The sequence below is a fragment of the Candidatus Manganitrophaceae bacterium genome, from assembly GCA_016200325.1.
GTDB lineage: Bacteria > Nitrospirota > Nitrospiria > SBBL01 > Manganitrophaceae > Manganitrophus.
Genome location: JACQEZ010000020.1, coordinates 405,992 through 423,287 on the forward strand (window position 1 = coordinate 405,992; position 17,296 = coordinate 423,287).

Genomic DNA, 17,296 nt, shown 5'->3' on the forward strand with positions numbered 1-17,296 from the left:
TCCTTATGGTTCCTTGCGGCGACTTTCGAGGCGCTCTTTTCACTTTACCGGCAGGGATTTTATCGGATATACTACCGGCTGTCAAACAGGGTAGAATGCGGTCAGCCCTCCGCGTTCTACCGCCGGCGAAAGAAAACAAGATCCCTTCTGAAATGGAAGGGAGTGCGCTTTTTCTTAATTCTAACGGAGCGCAGGGGCTGAACGCTGAAAGTGAATTTTTGGAGTTGTCTATGGAGTTGTCTATAAAGGATCGTTTTCTCTCCCCCGAGCCGCTGGTCGTTTTAGAAAAAGCCTTTATGCAGCCGTTTAAGAATTTTGTCGCGACGGCGAAGACCTGCTACTCGAGCAAAGGAGTCATCCGGGAAAAAGATCTGGGAGAGGGGTACGATCTCCTGGCACAGAGCATCTACCAAGCCGGTCATCATACGACGCTCCAACATGCCCATTTTCAGTTCTCGCTCACGAACGTCTCCCGCCAGTTCATCTGGTCTTTCCTGCATAGCCATCCCTTTTATAACTCCGAGCAGGTGAGTCAGCGCTATGTCGCGATCAAACCGGAGAGCGTTTCGATTCCACCGCTTTCGGGCGAGGCGCTCGATCTCTACCTCGCCGGCGTCCAGACGCAGATGGGGGCGTATCAAAAGCTCAATGAGCTGCTCCACCCGCTGGTCGATGCGGAGTATGCGCGGCTCTTCCCGCGGCAGCGACGGAATTTTAATCGCGATGTGAAGAAGAAGTCGCAGGAGATCGCCCGCTATGTCGTTCCGATCGGCGCGTTTGCCTATCTCTATCATACGATCTCCGGAATCACCCTCCTCCGCTATTATCGTCTCTGCCAACAGTACGATGCCCCGCTGGAGCAGCGCCAGGTGGTGGAGAAGATGGTCCAGCTTCTCATCGAGTTCGATCCGGAATATGAAAAGATTTTGGAGCAACCTCTTCCGATCGAGTCGACGCCGGAGTATCAGTTTTACCAAAATCATCTCGAAATCCGGACGGCCCATACGACCGATCAATTTCTAGACGAATTCGATGCCTCTCTTGAAGGCCGAACCTCGAAGCTGGTCGATTATAAGATGAACCAGGAGGCGGTCCTGGCGCAGTCGGTCCGGGAGGTCTTGGGGGTCCCGCGCGCGCTCCTCGACGATGCGGCGGCGGTGCGCCTGGCGCTCGATCCGGGGGAGAACCGGCTGTTGGGAGAGTCGCTCAATTTAACGACCTTGTCCAAACTGAGCCGGACCCTCTTCCATCCCTCCTACACCTTCCGGAAAAAACTTTCGCACACCGCCGATTCTCAAGATCAGCGTCATCGGATGACCCCGGCGTCGCGGCCGATCCTCGCCGCGCATGTGAGCGATCGGCCCGACTACATCACCCCGGCGTTGATCCAGGTCGATTCGAAAGTGGAAGCCTACTATCAAGAGGTGATGGAGCGTTCCTGGGAGCGGTTTACCCGGCTCAAGCGGCTCGGCGTTCCGCTCGAGTATGCGCTCTACCTCTTGCCGAACGCCCTCTCGGTCCGGTTCACTGAATCCTCCGATCTGCTCAACCTGCATCACAAGCATGCGATGCGCCTCTGCTACAATGCGCAGGAGGAGATCTGGCGCGCCTCGCTCGACGAAGCGCAACAGATTAAAGAGGTTAACCCGGCGATCGGCGGCTATCTTCTTCCCCCCTGCACCCTTCGAAACATGGCCGGCACCCGGCCGGTCTGCCCGGAAGGGGAGCGCTACTGCGGCGTCAAAGTCTGGCGGCTCGACCTGTCGGAGTATCAGAGAATCATCTAAGTATTCAGGCCCCTCACTCAAAAATACATTTACGAGTTCTCATCTAGCCCCTTAGCCATATTTATTGACAGGCCTGAATCAGCTTGTTAGTATAAGTTGTCTTCCTTGGAGTCTGTAAGAAGTGATCTTCGAGTCTTTCGCGGTCGGGCCGTTTCAGTGTAACTGCATCCTCCTCGCCTGTGAGGAGACGCGCAGCGCGGTCGTCTTCGATCCGGGAGAAGAGGCCGACCGGATTCTCGCGTCGCTCGCGCGACTGGAGTTGAATGCGATCTTTCTTTTTCATACCCATGCCCATCTCGACCATGTCGGCGCCACCGATGCGGTGAGAAAGAAAACCGGCGCCGCCACCGGGCTTCATGAAGACGACATGATCCTCTGCGAAAATCTTCATATCCAGGCGGCGCTCTTTGGGCTGCCGACCCCCCCGACCCCGCCGATCGACCACTTCCTCAAACATGGCGATCGCTTTAGCTTCGGAAAAGAGCGGGTCGAAGTGATTCATACCCCCGGCCACACGCCGGGGAGCATCAGCTTTTTTATTCCGGGCACCGGCCTTCTCACCGGCGACACCCTTTTCGCCGGGAGCATCGGCCGGACCGATCTGTGGGGAGGGTCCCATCCGACATTGATTTCATCGATCGAGCGACAGCTGCTCTCGTTTCCGGACGACACGGTCGTTTATCCCGGCCATGGAGGGCGGACGACCATTGGAAAGGAACGGAAGAGCAACCCTTTTCTCATCTGAGTCGAACGCGGTATCGGACTCGTGAGGATACTTTTGAAGGATGAATAAAGGAGGAAGAGATTGAGCACCCTTTACGGCGTTATCTGCCCCTACTGTCAGAAAAAGGCCTTTGTTCAGGTCCCCGACACCCCTCCTCCCGGCCCCGGTGACAGTGAGGTGGAAGTGACCGAAGAGAGCCCCTGTACCGTCTGTGGAAAAATGATCGTCGCCTATACGAAGTCGAATGCCGAATGGGGGGTGAGGCAGAAAAAATGAAGACCGGTTTTGTCTCTCATCCGATCTATCGCCAACATGATACCGGCCCTTCTCATCCGGAGTCGCCGCAGCGGCTTGCTTCGATTGAAGGACATCTCGTCAAGACCGGTCTGATTTCGGAGCTTATTGAAATCGCGCCGGCCACCTATCCGGACTTGGCCGATTGGATTGGCGCGGTGCATCAGCCGACCTATTATCAGACGCTCCAAAAGTTGGTTCCCGATCGTCAACGGGTCTACCTCGATCCCGATACCCCCTTTGCGCCGATGTCGCTTCCGGCGGCGGAGAAGGCGGTGGCCGGCGTCCTGACCGCGATCGACCGGGTGATGTCGGGGAATGTCCAAAACGCGTTCTGCGCCGTCCGGCCGCCGGGACACCATGCCGAGGCGGACCGCGCGATGGGGTTCTGTCTGCTCAATAATGTCGCGATCGGCGCACGGTATCTCCAGAAAAAGTATCGGCTGCCGAAGGTCTTCATTCTTGATTGGGATGTCCACCACGGAAACGGAACGCAGCATATCTTCTACGCCGATCCGACCGTCTTTTATTTCAGCACACACCAATATCCTTTTTATCCGGGGACCGGCTCGGAAAGGGAGCGGGGAGCGGGCGCGGGCGAAGGGTTCACCCTCAACGTGCCGATGGCATCAGGGGACGGGGATCGGGAGATGTTGGAGCGATTCGAGAAGGTGCTGGCGCCGACGCTCTCCGCATTCAATCCCGACTTCATCTTGATCTCGGCCGGTTTCGATGCGCATCGGGACGATCCGCTGGCGAGTTTGGCGGTGACGGCGAGGGGATTTGCGGAGATGACCGAGATCGTTCGGTCTCTCGCGGAGACGCATTGTCAGGGGAGGGTCGTTTCCTGCTTGGAAGGAGGATACAACCTCGCTGCATTGGCCCGGTCGGTCGGGGAGCACCTCACGGTCTTATCCCGGTAGCGTCGGTTCAATTTAAAAGAGTTTGCTGCGACCGGCGAATCCCTCGGTATAACCGTGGAAATATTCGAGGTTCGGCTCCGGATACTGCCAGCAGTAATAACCCTCGCCATTGTCGAAATCGACCAGCCAGAGTCCTTTTACTTCACATCCGAGCTGTTCGATGTCCTGAACCCAGTTGTTCACGACCATCGCCTGCCGCTTCTCATACCGCTTCTTCTGTTCCTCATCGCGAAGGGCATAGATCTGGGCCGCCAACACGGTGATCTCCTGGACCGCTCCCGTCGTGACCTTCTGAATTTGGGGAAGGAGGGTCAACGCGTCATCGTATGTAAAAATCCGCTTCTTTTTATATTCCGACATGGTTACATCACTCCGGATGATGTCAAACATAAAGATAAAATAAAGACGGGCCGCGTTCGGCAGCCGGAACAGATGGCCGCTTCTTTCGGCAATATCTTAGCTTGATTATATCGCTGTTGAATCAGTGATTACAACATGGTGGAGCTGCGACGGCGCTTCTGTTTCATCTCGGCGAGATCCTTCTCCGTGATTCCCAGGAGGTAGAGGATTGCGTCGAGGTTCTTCTGGGTAATGCTGTAATGGGCCTCCGCGCGCACGCGCGGCTTGGCATTGAATGCGATTCCAAGACCGGCCCGGGTGATCATCGGAAGGTCGTTCGCGCCGTCTCCGATCGCGATCACCTGATCGAGGGTGATCTTTTCTTTCCGGGCGATCTCTTCCATCAGCGCCGCCTTCTTTTTTCCATCGACGATCTCACCGACGATCTCGCCGGTGACCACCCCCTCCTTAATCTCTAAGCTGTTGGAGTAGGCATAGTCGAGTCCAAGCGATTCCTTGACCCGGGAGCTGAAATAATCGAAGCCTCCCGAGAGGACGGCCGTTCGATAGCCCAATTTTTTGAGAACGGAAACCAGCTCTTTCGCCCCCGGCGTAAACGGCATCCGTTTATAGACCCGTTGCAGCGCGCCGACCGGAAGGCCCTTCAGGAGGCGGACCCGCTCACGAAGCGCTTCCGGAAAGGAGAGCTCTCCATTCATTGCCCGGTGAGTGATCGCAATGACCTTTTCGCCGACGCCGGCCTCCTTGGCGAGCTCATCAATCCCCTCGATCTGCACCAGCGTCGAGTCCATGTCCATCACGATCAGCCGTTTGGCGCGGCGGAAGAGGTTTTCTTCCTGGACGGCGATATCGACCCCGAACTCGGCGTTCAGATGAAGAAGCTTTCGTGTGAGAAGACGGGGATCGATCGGCCGGGTCGCCGAGAGGGTCATTTCAATACATTCGAGCTCTTTTCGGGCGAGCGTGTGGATCTTCTGGATATTCACCCGCTCTTTCGATAGAAGGGCGGCGAGCTTGGCGATGACCTGCATCGTCACCGCAGACCCCAGGCAGGTAACGACATAATTCTGGGCGGCCGGCTTTTTTAAAACCTCGGCCGGACGGATGACCTTAAAATCGAGAGAAAGGCCGAACTCATGGGCGCAGAAGAGGAGATCGCGCAGGAGCGGTTTCTCCGACGTTTCGGTCGGGGCGACCTCAATGAGTATCGACAGAGTGAGAAGGGAGCGGGTGACGACCTGCTCAACGTCGAGAAGCCGAACGTCCGATTCGGCCAAGAGCGCCATCAGCGCCGCCGTGATTCCGGGTTGATCGGGTCCGGTGACCGTCAGAAGGAGCGCTTTTTTCTTTGCCATGAGATTCCTTCTCAAGAAAGATTTCCAGTTATACAAGATAAGCGGGACCGAAGGCAAGTATTTTTAGTCGCTCGGTCGGCAAGGCAGGCATCGTAATTTCCATCCTCTAATTGACACCACTCTTTTTCTATATTAGATTAGGGTGTTTTATTGAAAAGTATTGTCATCGCGCCTCGCCTTTTAGGAAAAATAAATGGAAAAAAAAGCCCTTGCCGAGATTTACCATGAAGAGACGAAGTACCATGAGGCGCGAATGGGGAAGTTCCAGCGGCCGCTCGATTGGGGGGCGCAGCCTTCTCCCTATAAAGAATATCATAGTGAGAAAAAGATCGATCTTGTCCCTTACCTTCCCTTTCAGAATAACCCCTTTACCGGAGAGCCGCTGCCGCCGCCCAAAGAGCAGGGGGGCTATCCCTTCGGCATCGGCGAGATCTCTCGCCTCCTCTATTTTACAAATGGTGTGACCGGCATTCTTCAGTATCCCACCGGTCAGACATTGACCCTCCGCGCGGCGCCGACGGCGGGGGGGCTCTATCCGACCGAGATCTATGTCGCCCTCCGGGGTCTCTCAAATATCGACGACGGCATTTACAATTTTCAAGTGAAAGACCATTCACTCGTTTTGGTCTGGGAGGGAAATTTTTGGGAGCAGATCGAGCGCTACTGTATGCGCCACGAGGCGGTCGCCGAATCAAACCTCCTCCTGATCATGACCGCCGTCTATCAGCGAAGCGCTTGGCGGTATCAGGAGCGGGCCTATCGCCGGATTCTTCTCGATACCGGACACGTCCTCGGCAACCTGGTCGTCTATGCCAAAGAGGAGGGGTTTACCGCCTATCCGATCGGCGGCTTTCTCGACACCTCTTTAAATCGTCTCCTCTTTCTGGATGACTCGGAGGAAGGGGTGCTCGTCGTCGCGGCGCTTCCCCAGAGCGAAAAGGTCGATCCGGAAGCGATCCGCCCGACCTCGGCGGTCGCCTCCCAGCCGATACCGAAGGGGGAAAACGATTTGAAAATGCTTCAGCTGCAACTCCATCGGGTCTCGTCTATTCTACCGGGGGAGAAGACCGATCTCTCGACCGTTCGCCAGCCCCCCGATTTGGAGGTGTTCGATTCGAAATATAAATTTAAAGAGGCGGTCCCATTGCCGGAAATTCCGATGCAGTGGGGAGAGGGGGTCGGACAGACGATCCTGCTGCGCCGCTCCACGCGCGGTTTTTCGGGAGAAGGTTTTTTAAAAGAAGAGCTCGCGCCGATTTTGGAATATGCCTATTCCCCTCTCGAGGGGGTTCCGGTCCCGCTTTTCGATCCGTCGCTGCTCGAAACCTATATCGTCGTGCAGCGGGTGGTCGGGTTGCAGGAAGGGGTCTACTATCTGGTGCCTCAGAAGAATGAGCTGCGGCTTCTGACCGCGGGTGATTTCCGCGAGCAGACCTGGCATTTTTGTCTCGGTCAGGAGTTGGCCCGGGATGCGGCGGCGATTGTCATCCATATCGCTCACCTGAAGAAGGCGATTGAGAAATATGGAGACCGCGCCTACCGCTATCTTCACCTCGATGCGGGACAGGTCGGAGAGCGATTAAATTTGGCGGCAATCCGGCTCGGTCTGGGGGTCAGCGGAATCGGCGGTTTTTACGATGATGAGGTCAATGCCCTGCTGGGATTGTCCCTCGACGAAATCGTCGTCTACATTACCGCATTGGGAAGGCCCCGTCCTTCATGAAGGGGGAGGGACCTCGGCGGACGCCCGCCCTGGAACAGTTTTGGGATGTTTTGACCCGCTCCGTGGAGGCCCGAAAGGGCCTTGTCCTGCAGAAGCCGACCCTCCGACCTGCCGCCGTCTTGATTCCTTTTTTTGAAAAGGAGGGCGCGCCTTTTCTCCTCCTGACCAAACGGAGCGGCGGGGTGCAGCGGCATCCGGGGGAGATTGCTTTTCCGGGAGGGTGCCTGGAGCCGGCCGACGCCGATTTATTCGAGACCGCGCTGCGAGAGGGTCGGGAAGAGATCGGCCTTGAGCCGAAGGCCGTTCGGCTGATTGGTCGTCTGGACGACCATGAAACGGTCAGCGGTTTCTCGGTAACTCCTTTCGTCGCCCGGATCTCCTATCCCTATTCATTTCGGCTTGATCTCCGAGAGGTGACCGCGCTGATCGAGGTCCCATTCTATTTCTTAACAGACCCCGGCCAGGGTCGCGAGCGGACGATTTTGTTCCGCGGAAACAACCGGACGGTTCGATCTTATCTTTATAACGGAAACGACATTTGGGGAGCGACGGCGGAGATCATCCACGGTCTCGTCTCCCGTTTTCGAGTGACAGCGCAATGGAGTGGGAGACGATGAAGAGAATTGATCGAAGCGTGGGTTTCGGCGTCGCGTTCTTGTCGGTCTTTATTTTGGCCGGTTGTTTCGGTCCGAAAGAGCCGCCACGCTACCTAGACGAGGGAGAGCATCACCTGGTCCGACTCGATCGCGCACCCGATTCGACCCGATACGACCATCCCGCCGAAGTCGATCCGGAGGCGATTCGGGGTGCGCTCGGATCATTGATGGTCCGCCACGAGATCTCTTTTTTAAACCGGCTTCTGACGCAGCAGAAGGAGCTAAAAAGCCCAGCCTTTACGCCGGAGGAAGCAGCCTTGTTGAGCGGCCGGCTGAAGGACGCTCTCGCGAAAGCGACCCCCGAGGAATGGGTCGCTTTTTTTCTGACGACTCGGAGAGACAGCCTGACGACGGAGGTCACCTCCGGCGTCGTGTACATGAAGGACAAAGCGCTCCAGTTGATGTTTGCGAATGATCATACCGCCCTTTCAAATGATCATCATCCCTATATTCCGAAAGAGAATCCGCTTCATCCCTACGAGCCGGGAAATTTTGAGCTGATTCTCCAGCCGCATCAGCGAAAAATTTCGGAAGGAGTAGGGCACGGCGTTCAGGCGGTGGCGGTCGACCTGACCGCGTCGGCGATGGAGCCGATACCGGCCTCTTCTGCTGTTGAGACAAAGGTGGAAGAGAAGAAATCGGTCGCGCCGTCAACCGTTTCACCCGACGCGAACGAAGGTGCGCGGGAAAGTGTGCGACTGGAAGGTCCGCTCCGTCTTTTAAAAAAATGGAAAGAAGAGGGGCTGATTACCGAGGAGGAATACAAGGATAAAAAGGCCGAATTGCTGAAATCACTCGATGTCAAATAGGAGGTAGATCGAATGGCGGATGTCACCTGTATCCGATGCGGCCAAACGCGCGGGGAAATCGAAGGGATGCCGTATGGAGGAAAAGTCGGAGAAGAGCTGAAAGCGAAAGTGTGTAATGTCTGCTGGAAGGAGTGGTATGATATGTCGGTCAAAATTATCAACGAATACCGGCTGAATCTCCGAGAGCCGGCGGCGCGGGAGTTTCTTGCCACCCAAATGCGGATTTTCTTCAAAATGCAGGAACCCCCGAAGGAAAATGGAATCCGAATCGGGGAGCCTCCGACCCATTAAAAGGGGGCGTATCGACGGATCTTCTCCCTCTGCGATGGACCCGGGATGAGGCTGATAAGCTCCGCGAAAACAGGCATCCCGCATTGACAAGGGTAAGGGCAACCGCTATAATCAGGCGCCCCATTAGATGAGGTGGAATGACGCATGATCCGGAGCATGACCGGCTACGGTAGGGCTGAAGGAAGCTACAAGGGGCGCTCGGTTGTCGTCGAGCTTCGCTCGGTGAATCATCGTTATTGCGATGTCGTCATCCGGCTTCCCAAAATGCTCTCCTCGGTAGAGGAGTCCCTTAAGAAGAAAGTTCAGTCGCGATTTACCCGAGGACACATTGAGCTCTCCATCAGCTTCAACGGCGGCGCAAGCGCCCCGAAGCAGTTCAAGCTCGATGAGGAGTCGGCGGAAGCCTACTTTCATATTTTAAAAAAGCTGAAGGGGGCCCTTCGCCTCCCTGGAGAGATCGATCTCTCCCTTCTCACCCATTTCAAAGAGATCATTACGGTCGCCGAGCCGACCGAAGAATTGGCGCCGTTGGCCCGATTTATCGATCGGATCTTGGAGCGGTCGATGCGGGCGCTTGAGAAGATGCGGGCTGAAGAGGGGAAAGCGCTCGGCAATGATTTGATCGATCATCTGGGAGCGTTGGACCGGATGCTCGGCCTCATTAAGCAGCAGGAGAAGAAGGCGATCCAGGCCTATCATGAGCGTCTCCAAAAAAGGGTGGCGGAGTTGACCCAGGGCATTCCGGTCGACGCGACGCGCCTGGCCCAGGAGGTCGCCATCCTTGCCGATCGAAGCGATATCAGCGAGGAGATCGCCCGTCTGAAAACCCACCTGGAGCAGTTCCAAAAGATGCTTCAGAAGGAAGAAGCGGTTGGACGAACGATTGAATTTTTGATCCAAGAAATGAATCGAGAGGTCAATACCATCGGTTCGAAGGCAAGCGATGTCTCCATATCTCTCCAGGTGGTGTCGATGAAGAGCGTAATGGAAAAGATGCGAGAGCAGGTTCAAAATGTCGAGTAAGCCGCAGGGGTGAGGACGCATGGCGTTCAGACTGGTTAACATTGGGTTTGGGAATGTCGTTCCCGCCTCTCGGATTGTCGCCGTGGTGGCGTCAAGCTCTTCTCCAATGAGACGCCTCAAAGAAGAAGCGAGAAAAGGGGGGAAGCTGGTCGATGCTTCCCAGGGAAGAAAGACGCGGACGGTCATTGTCACCGACAGCGGACATGTCATCCTCTCCGCCATTCAACCGGAAACGATTGCGCAGCGATTCGCTTCAGATGAAGACGGTCTTGCCGCCTCGCTCTCTCTCGAGGAGCCGAAGAGAAAACGGAGGCGCGTCAATTCACCTTCGCGGATGGAGATCGATGGATAGAAAAGGAATTATATTCGTGGTGTCGGCCCCGTCCGGCGCCGGGAAAACGTCTCTTTGCAGGGAAGTTACCAAATTGGTTCCCAATATTCAATATTCGATCTCCTATACGACACGGGCTCCCAGGCCGACGGAGGTCCACGGAAAAGACTACTTTTTTGTCGATGAAGCGACCTTCCGGAATATGGCCGACCGGAATGACTTTATCGAGTGGGCCGAAGTCCATGGTAATCTATACGGTACCTCTCGTGAATTGATGACCGATTGGATCAATCGCGGAATCGATGTCGTTTTGGATATCGACTCCCAAGGGGCGATGACGCTTAAGAAAAAGCATAATGACGGCGTTTATATTTATATCCTTCCTCCGTCATTCGAAATCTTGCGGCAACGGCTGATCGACCGCAAATCGGATTCTCATGAAGAGATCGCGCGCCGGCTTCAGAAGGCGCGGGAGGAGATCTGGAATTATCGTCAGTATTACTATTTGATCGTAAACTCCGAGTTCCACAAGGCATTGAAAGAGCTGGAGGCGGTGATCATTGCCGAGCGAATTAAAATGAAGCAGATGACGCTCTCCTGGATTGAGGAGACCTTTATTAAACAGATGAGCAAAGAAATCTAATAGCGGAATATTCCGTCTCACAGAAAGGAGACACCATGGAAATCATTTCTCTTCCGATTGAAGTCGATTACACGAAGGTCGATTCGAAGTATCGATTGGTGATTATCGCCTCTCAGCGCGCAAGGCAGCTGATGGAAGGGGTTCGTCCGATCCTCCAGACCCGCCATACCAAGGCAAGTACCATTGCGCTTGAAGAAGTCCTTGAAGGAGAGCTGGAAGTCCTTTATGGAAAAGATGCGAAACTGGCGCAGCGCGAGGCCAAGCGGCTCCGTGAGGAGATGCGGAGTCGGCAGCTGCTGACCGAACGCGAGGAAGAATTGGCGAGTGAGATTCGTAAGGATCTCAGCGTCTATCTGGAAGAATCAAAGCGCCGGGAAGAGATTGCCCCGGAGCCCGCAGAGCCGGCCGGCACTGCAGAGACCGCGGAGCCGGACAAAGAAGAGTAGGCGCCTCCCGCTTCAGGTTTGGCATCGCCCAAATACCGCTGTAGGATGACAGATGCTCTCTGGGAAAAAAATTCTGCTCGGGATTACCGGAAGCATCGCGGCCTACAAATCGCTCCAGATCGTCCGCGACCTCAGATCGGCGGGTGCGGACGTGCAGGTCGTTCTGACCCCGGCGGCCCATCGGTTCGTTCCATCCTTGACCCTCCAGATCTTCTCCGGAAGACCTGTTTTCACCGATCTGTTCGATCTCCATGATGAAGTAATTCATTTGACCCTGGCCGAAAAGGCCGACCTGATTCTGATCGCGCCGGCGACCGCACACTTTATCGCCAAGATGGCGACCGGACTGGCCGATGATCTCCTCGGGAACCTGCTCTTGGCGGCATCCGCGCCTGTTTTCATCGCACCGGCCATGGATCTTGGGATGTGGGAACACCCTGCCGTTCAAAAGAATGTGGCCCTTCTGCAAGAAAGAGGGGTTCAGCTCATCGAGCCCGAGCATGGTCCTCTGGCTTCCGGCAAGGAAGGAAAGGGGCGACTGGCGGCGGAAAAGAGCATCGTTGAGAGGGTCGTCTCATTCCTTACCAGAAGAACCGATCTGACGGGGGAGGTCGTTCTCGTCACTGCGGGGCCGACACAGGAGGCGATCGATCCGGTCCGCTTTATTTCCAATCGATCTTCCGGGAAGATGGGATATGCCCTGGCCCGCGTCGCCCGAGAGTGGGGGGCGCGCGTCATCCTCGTCAGCGGGCCGACTCACCTCCTCGCTCCGCCGGGCGTCGAGCGTCACTCGGTTCGAACCGCGGAAGAGATGAAAAAAGAGGTCGATCTCCATTTTCCAGAAGCGACCCTTGTTTTGATGGCCGCGGCGGTGGGCGACTATCGACTCGAAACGGTTTCCCAGAGGAAGGTAAAAAAAACAGGCGGTCCAACTTCGATCCGTTTAAATGAGACCGAAGATATCTTGGCCAGCCTGGGCGCCCGAAAGGGGAAGAAGTTTTTGGTCGGGTTTTCCGCAGAGACGGAAGGTCTGGTTGAGAACGCGGAAAAGAAACTCTTTAAAAAGGGACTCGATTTGATTGTAGCGAATGACATCACCCAGGAAGGGGCCGGCTTCGAGGTCGATACAAATATTGTAAAAATGATCGACTCGAAGGGGCGGATCACCTCTCTTCCCAAGATGCCGAAAGAGGTACTTGCACGGTATATCCTGGAGGAAGTCATCAAGCTCAAAGCGGGCGTTTCTTGACTTTTTCCCCTGATTTGTTATGATCTTCAGAATCATTCCTGGGGGCAAAGATGTCGGACAAAGCACTCTCTCCGGAAATCCTAAAGCTGATGGAGAAAATCTCCGCCAATCCGACGTCGCGTCTTTTCGTTCCGCTGGCGGAGGAATACCTCAAGTGCGATCTGGCTGAAGAAGCCGCCGCGGTCCTCGTCGATGGAATCAAGAACCATCCGACCTATGTCGGAGCGCGGGTGATGCTTGGCAAAATTTACCTGCAAAAGAACCAAATTCCGGAGGCCGAGGCCGAATTTGAGCAGGTGATCACGATCCATCCCGAAAACATCCTCGCTCATAAAAAGCTGGCGCAGATTTATCAAAAGAAAGGCTCGCCCCAACAAGCCCTGGAGTCGTGCAGAAAGGCTTTGGCGATCGACCCGTCCGACAAAGAAGCTAAGGGACTGATCGCCCTGCTGGAAGAGGAAGCGGCCGCCGCTCCCCTCGAACCGACGCCAGCGGGCGAGTTAAAAGAGGAGACCGCACACATCGAAGCGTCCGAGGCGAGTGCGGTCGCGCCGGAACCGACTCCGCTCACTCCAGAGGAAGTTCAGTCTGATATTTCGCCTGACGTTCCCGTTGAGGCCGTCGCCGAGGATGGGATGATTGACCCGGCCCTCGCGACATTGGTAGAGCAGATCGTCTCACAGGACAGACCGCACGATGGATCAAACGAGGTTCAAGAGCCGGCTGCGCTTCCATCGGCCTTTGAAGAAAAGGTGGAGGATTTAGCCCCGTCCGAATCGGCTCCGGAGATGGGCCTAGAAGTGAAGCTATCCGCAGCGCCTCTACCGGAAGAAATCTCTCCTGTAAAGATAGAAGAACCGTGGGCCGAAGAGAAAACGGTAGTCGCAGGGTTTCAGATTCCGCCCCCGGAAGAGATCCTCTCCTCTTCTCCGATGGAGATTGGGCTCTCCCGGGAGAGTAGAGAGAACGATGAGGTCATCTCTCCGACCCTCGCCTCCCTCTACATGAGCCAAGGGCATTATAAAGAGGCGGTGGAACTGTACGAAAAACTCTTGGTGGGAGATCCTTCCGATGAGGAGAGTCGGCTGGGTTTAGAGAAAGCGCTTCAGCATCTCTCTCCTCCGCGTTACGAGGCGGAGGAACTCCCCGCAGCTCATTCCAAGCCGGCCAAGCCGGCCGAACCGGGCGATGAAAAACGGCGGAAGACGCAGCGCCTTCAGGCCTGGCTCGAGACGATAAGGAAAAAAGAATGAATTTTAAAGACAACCTTCAGAAGCTCTCCGAAAAAATTGACGATTTGATCGGAATTGCCATCTCCGGGATGGACGGCATCGTGGTCGAAGAGGTTCGGATTGATCCTTCCTTTGACCTCGGCCCGCTTGCCGCCGAATATGGTGCGCTTTGGAGGTCTGTCGACAAGGCGGGACAGTCGGTTGAGCTCGGTTCCAGCCAAGAGATGACGATCATGACCGAAAAGGCGATCTTGCTTGTTAAAAAAATCAATCCGGACTATTTTCTTTTATTGGTTGTCGGCTCGGAAAAGAACTTTGGAAAAGGGCGTTTTCTCCTCAAAATGGAAGCCGCTTCCCTGGTGGAGGAGCTTTCGTAGTGGCCCGCATCCTGGTGTTACACGGCCCCAATCTCAATCTGCTGGGCGTCCGTGAGCCGGAGCATTACGGAACCCTTCGCCTCACTGAAATCGACCATGAAATTACGACGCTCGCCCAAAAGGAAGGGGTGGATGTTGAGATTTTTCAATCCAACTCCGAAGGGGCGTTGGTGGATCGAATCCAGGAAGCATTCCAAAAGTTTGATGCCATCGTGATCAATCCGGCCGCCTATACCCATACCAGTATTGCGATTCGGGATGCGCTGCTTTCCGTCGGTATCCCGACGGTCGAGGTGCATCTCTCGAACATTCACGCCAGGGAATCGTTTAGGAAGACCTCTCTTATATCCGATGTGGTTATCGGTCAGGTGTCCGGATTCGGTCCGCAAAGCTATCTGCTGGGACTCCTCGGGGCCATTACGTATCTGCGAGGGCCGGCCTCAGTCCGTGAGAGCAAAAAGAAAGGGGAAGGGAAGTGATCACAACGAGTGACTTTAGAAACGGAACCAAGCTTGAGATTGATGGAGAGCCCTTTATTATAGTAGAGTTTCAACATGTCAAGCCGGGAAAGGGAGGGGGCTTCGTTCGAACCAAGATGAAAAGCCTAAAAACGGGCAATATATTGGAGCGGACATTTCGGTCGGGAGAGAAGTTCGATATACCCGATCTCCTTGAGCGAGAAATGCAGTTTCTTTATGCCCAGGGAAATGAGTATCATTTCATGGATGCCAACACATACGAGCAGCTCTTTATTACCGAGGAGTTTTTGGGCACAACGAAAGACTTTTTAAAAGAGAATATGGTGGTGAAAATCCTTTTTTATCAAGGAAAGCCGCTGGGGGTTGATCTTCCTCTGTTCGTTGAGTTGAAGGTGATTGAAACCCCTCCCGGCATTCGAGGGGATACGGCGACCGGCGGAACCAAACTGGCCAGATTGGAAACAGGTGGAACGGTGAAGGTGCCTCTCTATATCGAGGAAGGAACGATGATCAAGGTCGATACGCGGACCGGCACCTACGTCGAACGGGTTAAATAGTCGTGGATGCGATGCCTGATGAGAGGAGACCTGGGTTCGACTCTAGGGCCTGGATGAGAGTGGAATGGATCTGAGTGAGATAAAAAAACTGGCCGACCTCATGTCCGAAATGGCATTGACGGAGATTGAGTTGGAAGAGGGGGGGAAAAGAATCCGCCTCCGCAAGGAAGCCCTCTTCCCATCAAGGGAACGGGATTCAGTCGCTCCGGCCCCCATGCATTTGGAAAGAGAGCCGATTGCGGAAACCGATTCGAAAGGGGAGACCGGGCGGTATACCGTGATTCGCTCCCCGATTGTCGGGACGTTTTATAAAGCGGCCTCTCCGGATGCCGATCCCTATGTGGAAATCGGGGACACGGTAAAAAAGGGACAAATTCTTTGTATTGTGGAAGCGATGAAGTTGATGAATGAGATTGAATCAGACGTCGACGGGAAAGTCGTTGAGATCTGCGTGGAAGATGGAACGGCTGTGGAATATGGAAAACCACTCTTTCGAATTGAACCTCTCTGAGTTTTAACGGTCGTTGATAGACGCGTTCTATCGGATTCGCCACTCTCTTCTTACCTTATATCGCATGATGATCCGACGTCCGCAAAGACCGCTCACGCAGATGCATTATGAACGACCCATTCGGGTGCTCCGATCTCCAATGTCCTTTTTCATAGGTAAACTGCGGTGTTCAAAAAGATATTAATCGCCAATCGGGGAGAAATTGCCCTCCGAGTGATTCGTGCCTGCCGAGAGCTCGGCATCCAAACCGTGGCCATTCATTCGGACGCCGATGCCCATTCCCTGCATGTCCGTTTTGCAGATGAAAGCGTCTGCATCGGCCCGGCGGACGCCGCTCTTTCCTATCGAAATATTCCGAATATCCTCAGTGCGGCGGAGATCTCCGGAGCAGAAGCGATTCATCCCGGATATGGATTTCTTGCAGAGAACAGCCATTTTGCGGAGGTCTGCGAATCGGCAGGAATTAAATTCATCGGTCCTTTTCCAGAATGTATCAGCCTGATGGGGGACAAAGCGAAGGCGCGCGAAACGATGATCCGCAAGGGGGTTCCGGTTATCCCCGGGAGTGAAGGAAAGATCACAAACGAAAAAGAAGCGATCGAGGTCGCAAAAAAGATCGGTTACCCGGTGATCATCAAGGCGGTTGCAGGCGGCGGTGGGCGGGGAATGCGGGTGGTTCATAAACAAGAAGAGCTCGGCAAATCACTGCAGACCGCCCAGTTGGAAGCGAAGACCGCTTTCGGGGATGATGGCGTCTACATCGAAAAATATTTTATCGATCCCCGCCATATTGAAGTGCAGGTCTTGGCCGACGAGAAGGGGAGGGTGATCCATCTCGGAGAGAGAGACTGTTCGATCCAACGGAGACATCAAAAGCTCATCGAGGAATGCCCCTCTCCTGTGGTCGATGATCGATTGAGGCGAGAACTCGGACGGGCGGCGCTCGAGGCGGTGGCCGCGTCTCACTATGTCAACGCGGGAACGGTCGAGTTCCTTCTCGACAAAGATCATAACTTCTACTTCATTGAAATGAACACGCGTATTCAAGTTGAACACCCGATTACTGAGATGGTCAGCGGGATTGATATCGTTAAAGAGCAGATTAAAATTGCAGCGGGGCGTCCGCTTGAATATAAGCAGAGCCAGATTAAGATGCGCGGCCACAGTTTTGAATGCCGAATCAACGCGGAAGATCCCGAAAAATTCACCCCCTCTCCTGGGACGATTACCTCTTTTCACCTTCCGGGAGGACCGGGAGTGCGTGTCGATTCGGCGATCTATATGAACGGGGTGGTCTCACCGTTTTATGACTCTTTGATTGCGAAGCTGATCGTCCATGCCGAAACCCGCGATGAAGCGATCGCAAAAATGCGCGGAGCGCTTTCCGAGTTTATGATTGAAGGAATCCGAACGACCCTCCCGCTCCACAGGCGGATTTTTGAAGATCCCGCCTTCATCAAAGGACGATTTTCAACCAATTTTGTGGAGCGGTTTCTCTCCTCTCTTCCCCTTCCTTTGAAGTAAAC

General features: G+C 54.8%; 21 protein-coding genes. 19 read left to right on the plus strand and 2 right to left on the minus strand.

The genetic code is table 11. The annotated features are described in order from the left end of the window. Positions 1-230: 230 nt before the first annotated feature. From HY282_19000 to HY282_19015, 4 genes are all read left to right on the plus strand, one after another. Positions 231-1,787 (plus strand): FAD-dependent thymidylate synthase, encoded by a 1,557-nt coding sequence (locus HY282_19000; GenBank protein MBI3805847.1) that lies wholly within the window; start codon positions 231-233, stop codon positions 1,785-1,787. Positions 1,788-1,908: 121 nt separating this feature from the next. After that, positions 1,909-2,532, plus strand: a complete 624-nt coding sequence (locus HY282_19005) for an MBL fold metallo-hydrolase (GenBank protein ID MBI3805848.1) — start codon at positions 1,909-1,911, stop codon at positions 2,530-2,532. 60 nt (positions 2,533-2,592) lie between these two features. Continuing rightward, entirely contained in the window at positions 2,593-2,787 is a 195-nt protein-coding gene (locus tag HY282_19010; protein ID MBI3805849.1) for a hypothetical protein, read from the plus strand. Beyond that, positions 2,784-3,728, plus strand: coding sequence for a histone deacetylase (locus HY282_19015; protein MBI3805850.1), 945 nt, complete (start codon positions 2,784-2,786; stop codon positions 3,726-3,728). The genes HY282_19010 and HY282_19015 overlap by 4 nt, the downstream gene beginning before the upstream one ends. 12 nt (positions 3,729-3,740) lie before the next feature. On the opposite strand, the gene HY282_19020 is transcribed toward HY282_19015, so the two are convergent. Continuing rightward, entirely contained in the window at positions 3,741-4,088 is a 348-nt protein-coding gene (locus HY282_19020; GenBank protein MBI3805851.1) for a DUF2203 domain-containing protein, read from the minus strand. A gap of 128 nt (positions 4,089-4,216) precedes the next feature. Further along, complete coding sequence (serB, locus tag HY282_19025; protein ID MBI3805852.1) at positions 4,217-5,443, minus strand: phosphoserine phosphatase SerB; 1,227 nt, start codon at positions 5,441-5,443, stop codon at positions 4,217-4,219. 193 nt (positions 5,444-5,636) lie between these two features. Between serB and HY282_19030 the strand changes: the two genes are divergently transcribed. From HY282_19030 to accC, 15 genes are all read left to right on the plus strand, one after another. Further along, positions 5,637-7,166: a SagB/ThcOx family dehydrogenase gene (locus tag HY282_19030; GenBank protein MBI3805853.1), complete on the plus strand. Its 1,530-nt coding sequence runs from the start codon at positions 5,637-5,639 to the stop codon at positions 7,164-7,166. Next, complete coding sequence (locus HY282_19035) at positions 7,163-7,783, plus strand: CoA pyrophosphatase (protein MBI3805854.1); 621 nt, start codon at positions 7,163-7,165, stop codon at positions 7,781-7,783. Before HY282_19030 ends, HY282_19035 begins: the two co-directional genes overlap by 4 nt. Then, positions 7,780-8,631 carry an SHOCT domain-containing protein gene (locus HY282_19040; protein ID MBI3805855.1) on the plus strand — a complete coding sequence of 284 codons (852 nt, stop codon included), beginning with the start codon at positions 7,780-7,782 and terminating at the stop codon, positions 8,629-8,631. Before HY282_19035 ends, HY282_19040 begins: the two co-directional genes overlap by 4 nt. 12 nt (positions 8,632-8,643) lie before the next feature. Next, a complete protein-coding gene (locus HY282_19045; protein MBI3805856.1) occupies positions 8,644-8,922 on the plus strand; it encodes a Fe(2+)-trafficking protein in 279 nt (92 codons plus the stop codon). A 144-nt stretch (positions 8,923-9,066) separates the two neighbouring features. After that, positions 9,067-9,945, plus strand: coding sequence for a YicC family protein (locus HY282_19050; GenBank protein MBI3805857.1), 879 nt, complete (start codon positions 9,067-9,069; stop codon positions 9,943-9,945). Positions 9,946-9,964: 19 nt separating this feature from the next. After that, a complete protein-coding gene (locus HY282_19055) occupies positions 9,965-10,297 on the plus strand; it encodes a DUF370 domain-containing protein (GenBank protein MBI3805858.1) in 333 nt (110 codons plus the stop codon). Continuing rightward, on the plus strand, positions 10,290-10,919 hold the full coding sequence (gmk, locus tag HY282_19060; protein ID MBI3805859.1) for a guanylate kinase: 630 nt from the start codon (positions 10,290-10,292) through the stop codon (positions 10,917-10,919). Before HY282_19055 ends, gmk begins: the two co-directional genes overlap by 8 nt. Positions 10,920-10,954: 35 nt before the next feature. Continuing rightward, a complete protein-coding gene (gene rpoZ / locus HY282_19065) occupies positions 10,955-11,365 on the plus strand; it encodes a DNA-directed RNA polymerase subunit omega (protein ID MBI3805860.1) in 411 nt (136 codons plus the stop codon). Positions 11,366-11,417: 52 nt separating this feature from the next. Then, positions 11,418-12,614, plus strand: coding sequence for a bifunctional phosphopantothenoylcysteine decarboxylase/phosphopantothenate--cysteine ligase CoaBC (gene coaBC, locus HY282_19070; protein ID MBI3805861.1), 1,197 nt, complete (start codon positions 11,418-11,420; stop codon positions 12,612-12,614). A 50-nt stretch (positions 12,615-12,664) separates the two neighbouring features. Continuing rightward, the gene (locus tag HY282_19075; protein ID MBI3805862.1) at positions 12,665-13,867 is read left to right on the plus strand and encodes a tetratricopeptide repeat protein; all 1,203 of its coding nucleotides are present in this window, start codon (positions 12,665-12,667) and stop codon (positions 13,865-13,867) included. Next, the gene (locus HY282_19080; protein ID MBI3805863.1) at positions 13,864-14,223 is read left to right on the plus strand and encodes a roadblock/LC7 domain-containing protein; all 360 of its coding nucleotides are present in this window, start codon (positions 13,864-13,866) and stop codon (positions 14,221-14,223) included. Before HY282_19075 ends, HY282_19080 begins: the two co-directional genes overlap by 4 nt. After that, a complete protein-coding gene (aroQ, locus tag HY282_19085; GenBank protein MBI3805864.1) occupies positions 14,223-14,702 on the plus strand; it encodes a type II 3-dehydroquinate dehydratase in 480 nt (159 codons plus the stop codon). Before HY282_19080 ends, aroQ begins: the two co-directional genes overlap by 1 nt. After that, the gene (gene efp, locus HY282_19090) at positions 14,699-15,259 is read left to right on the plus strand and encodes an elongation factor P (GenBank protein MBI3805865.1); all 561 of its coding nucleotides are present in this window, start codon (positions 14,699-14,701) and stop codon (positions 15,257-15,259) included. The genes aroQ and efp overlap by 4 nt, the downstream gene beginning before the upstream one ends. A 64-nt stretch (positions 15,260-15,323) precedes the next feature. Next, entirely contained in the window at positions 15,324-15,770 is a 447-nt protein-coding gene (gene accB, locus HY282_19095) for an acetyl-CoA carboxylase biotin carboxyl carrier protein (GenBank protein MBI3805866.1), read from the plus strand. Positions 15,771-15,935: 165 nt separating this feature from the next. Beyond that, positions 15,936-17,294: an acetyl-CoA carboxylase biotin carboxylase subunit gene (gene accC / locus HY282_19100; protein ID MBI3805867.1), complete on the plus strand. Its 1,359-nt coding sequence runs from the start codon at positions 15,936-15,938 to the stop codon at positions 17,292-17,294. Positions 17,295-17,296 lie beyond the last annotated feature (2 nt).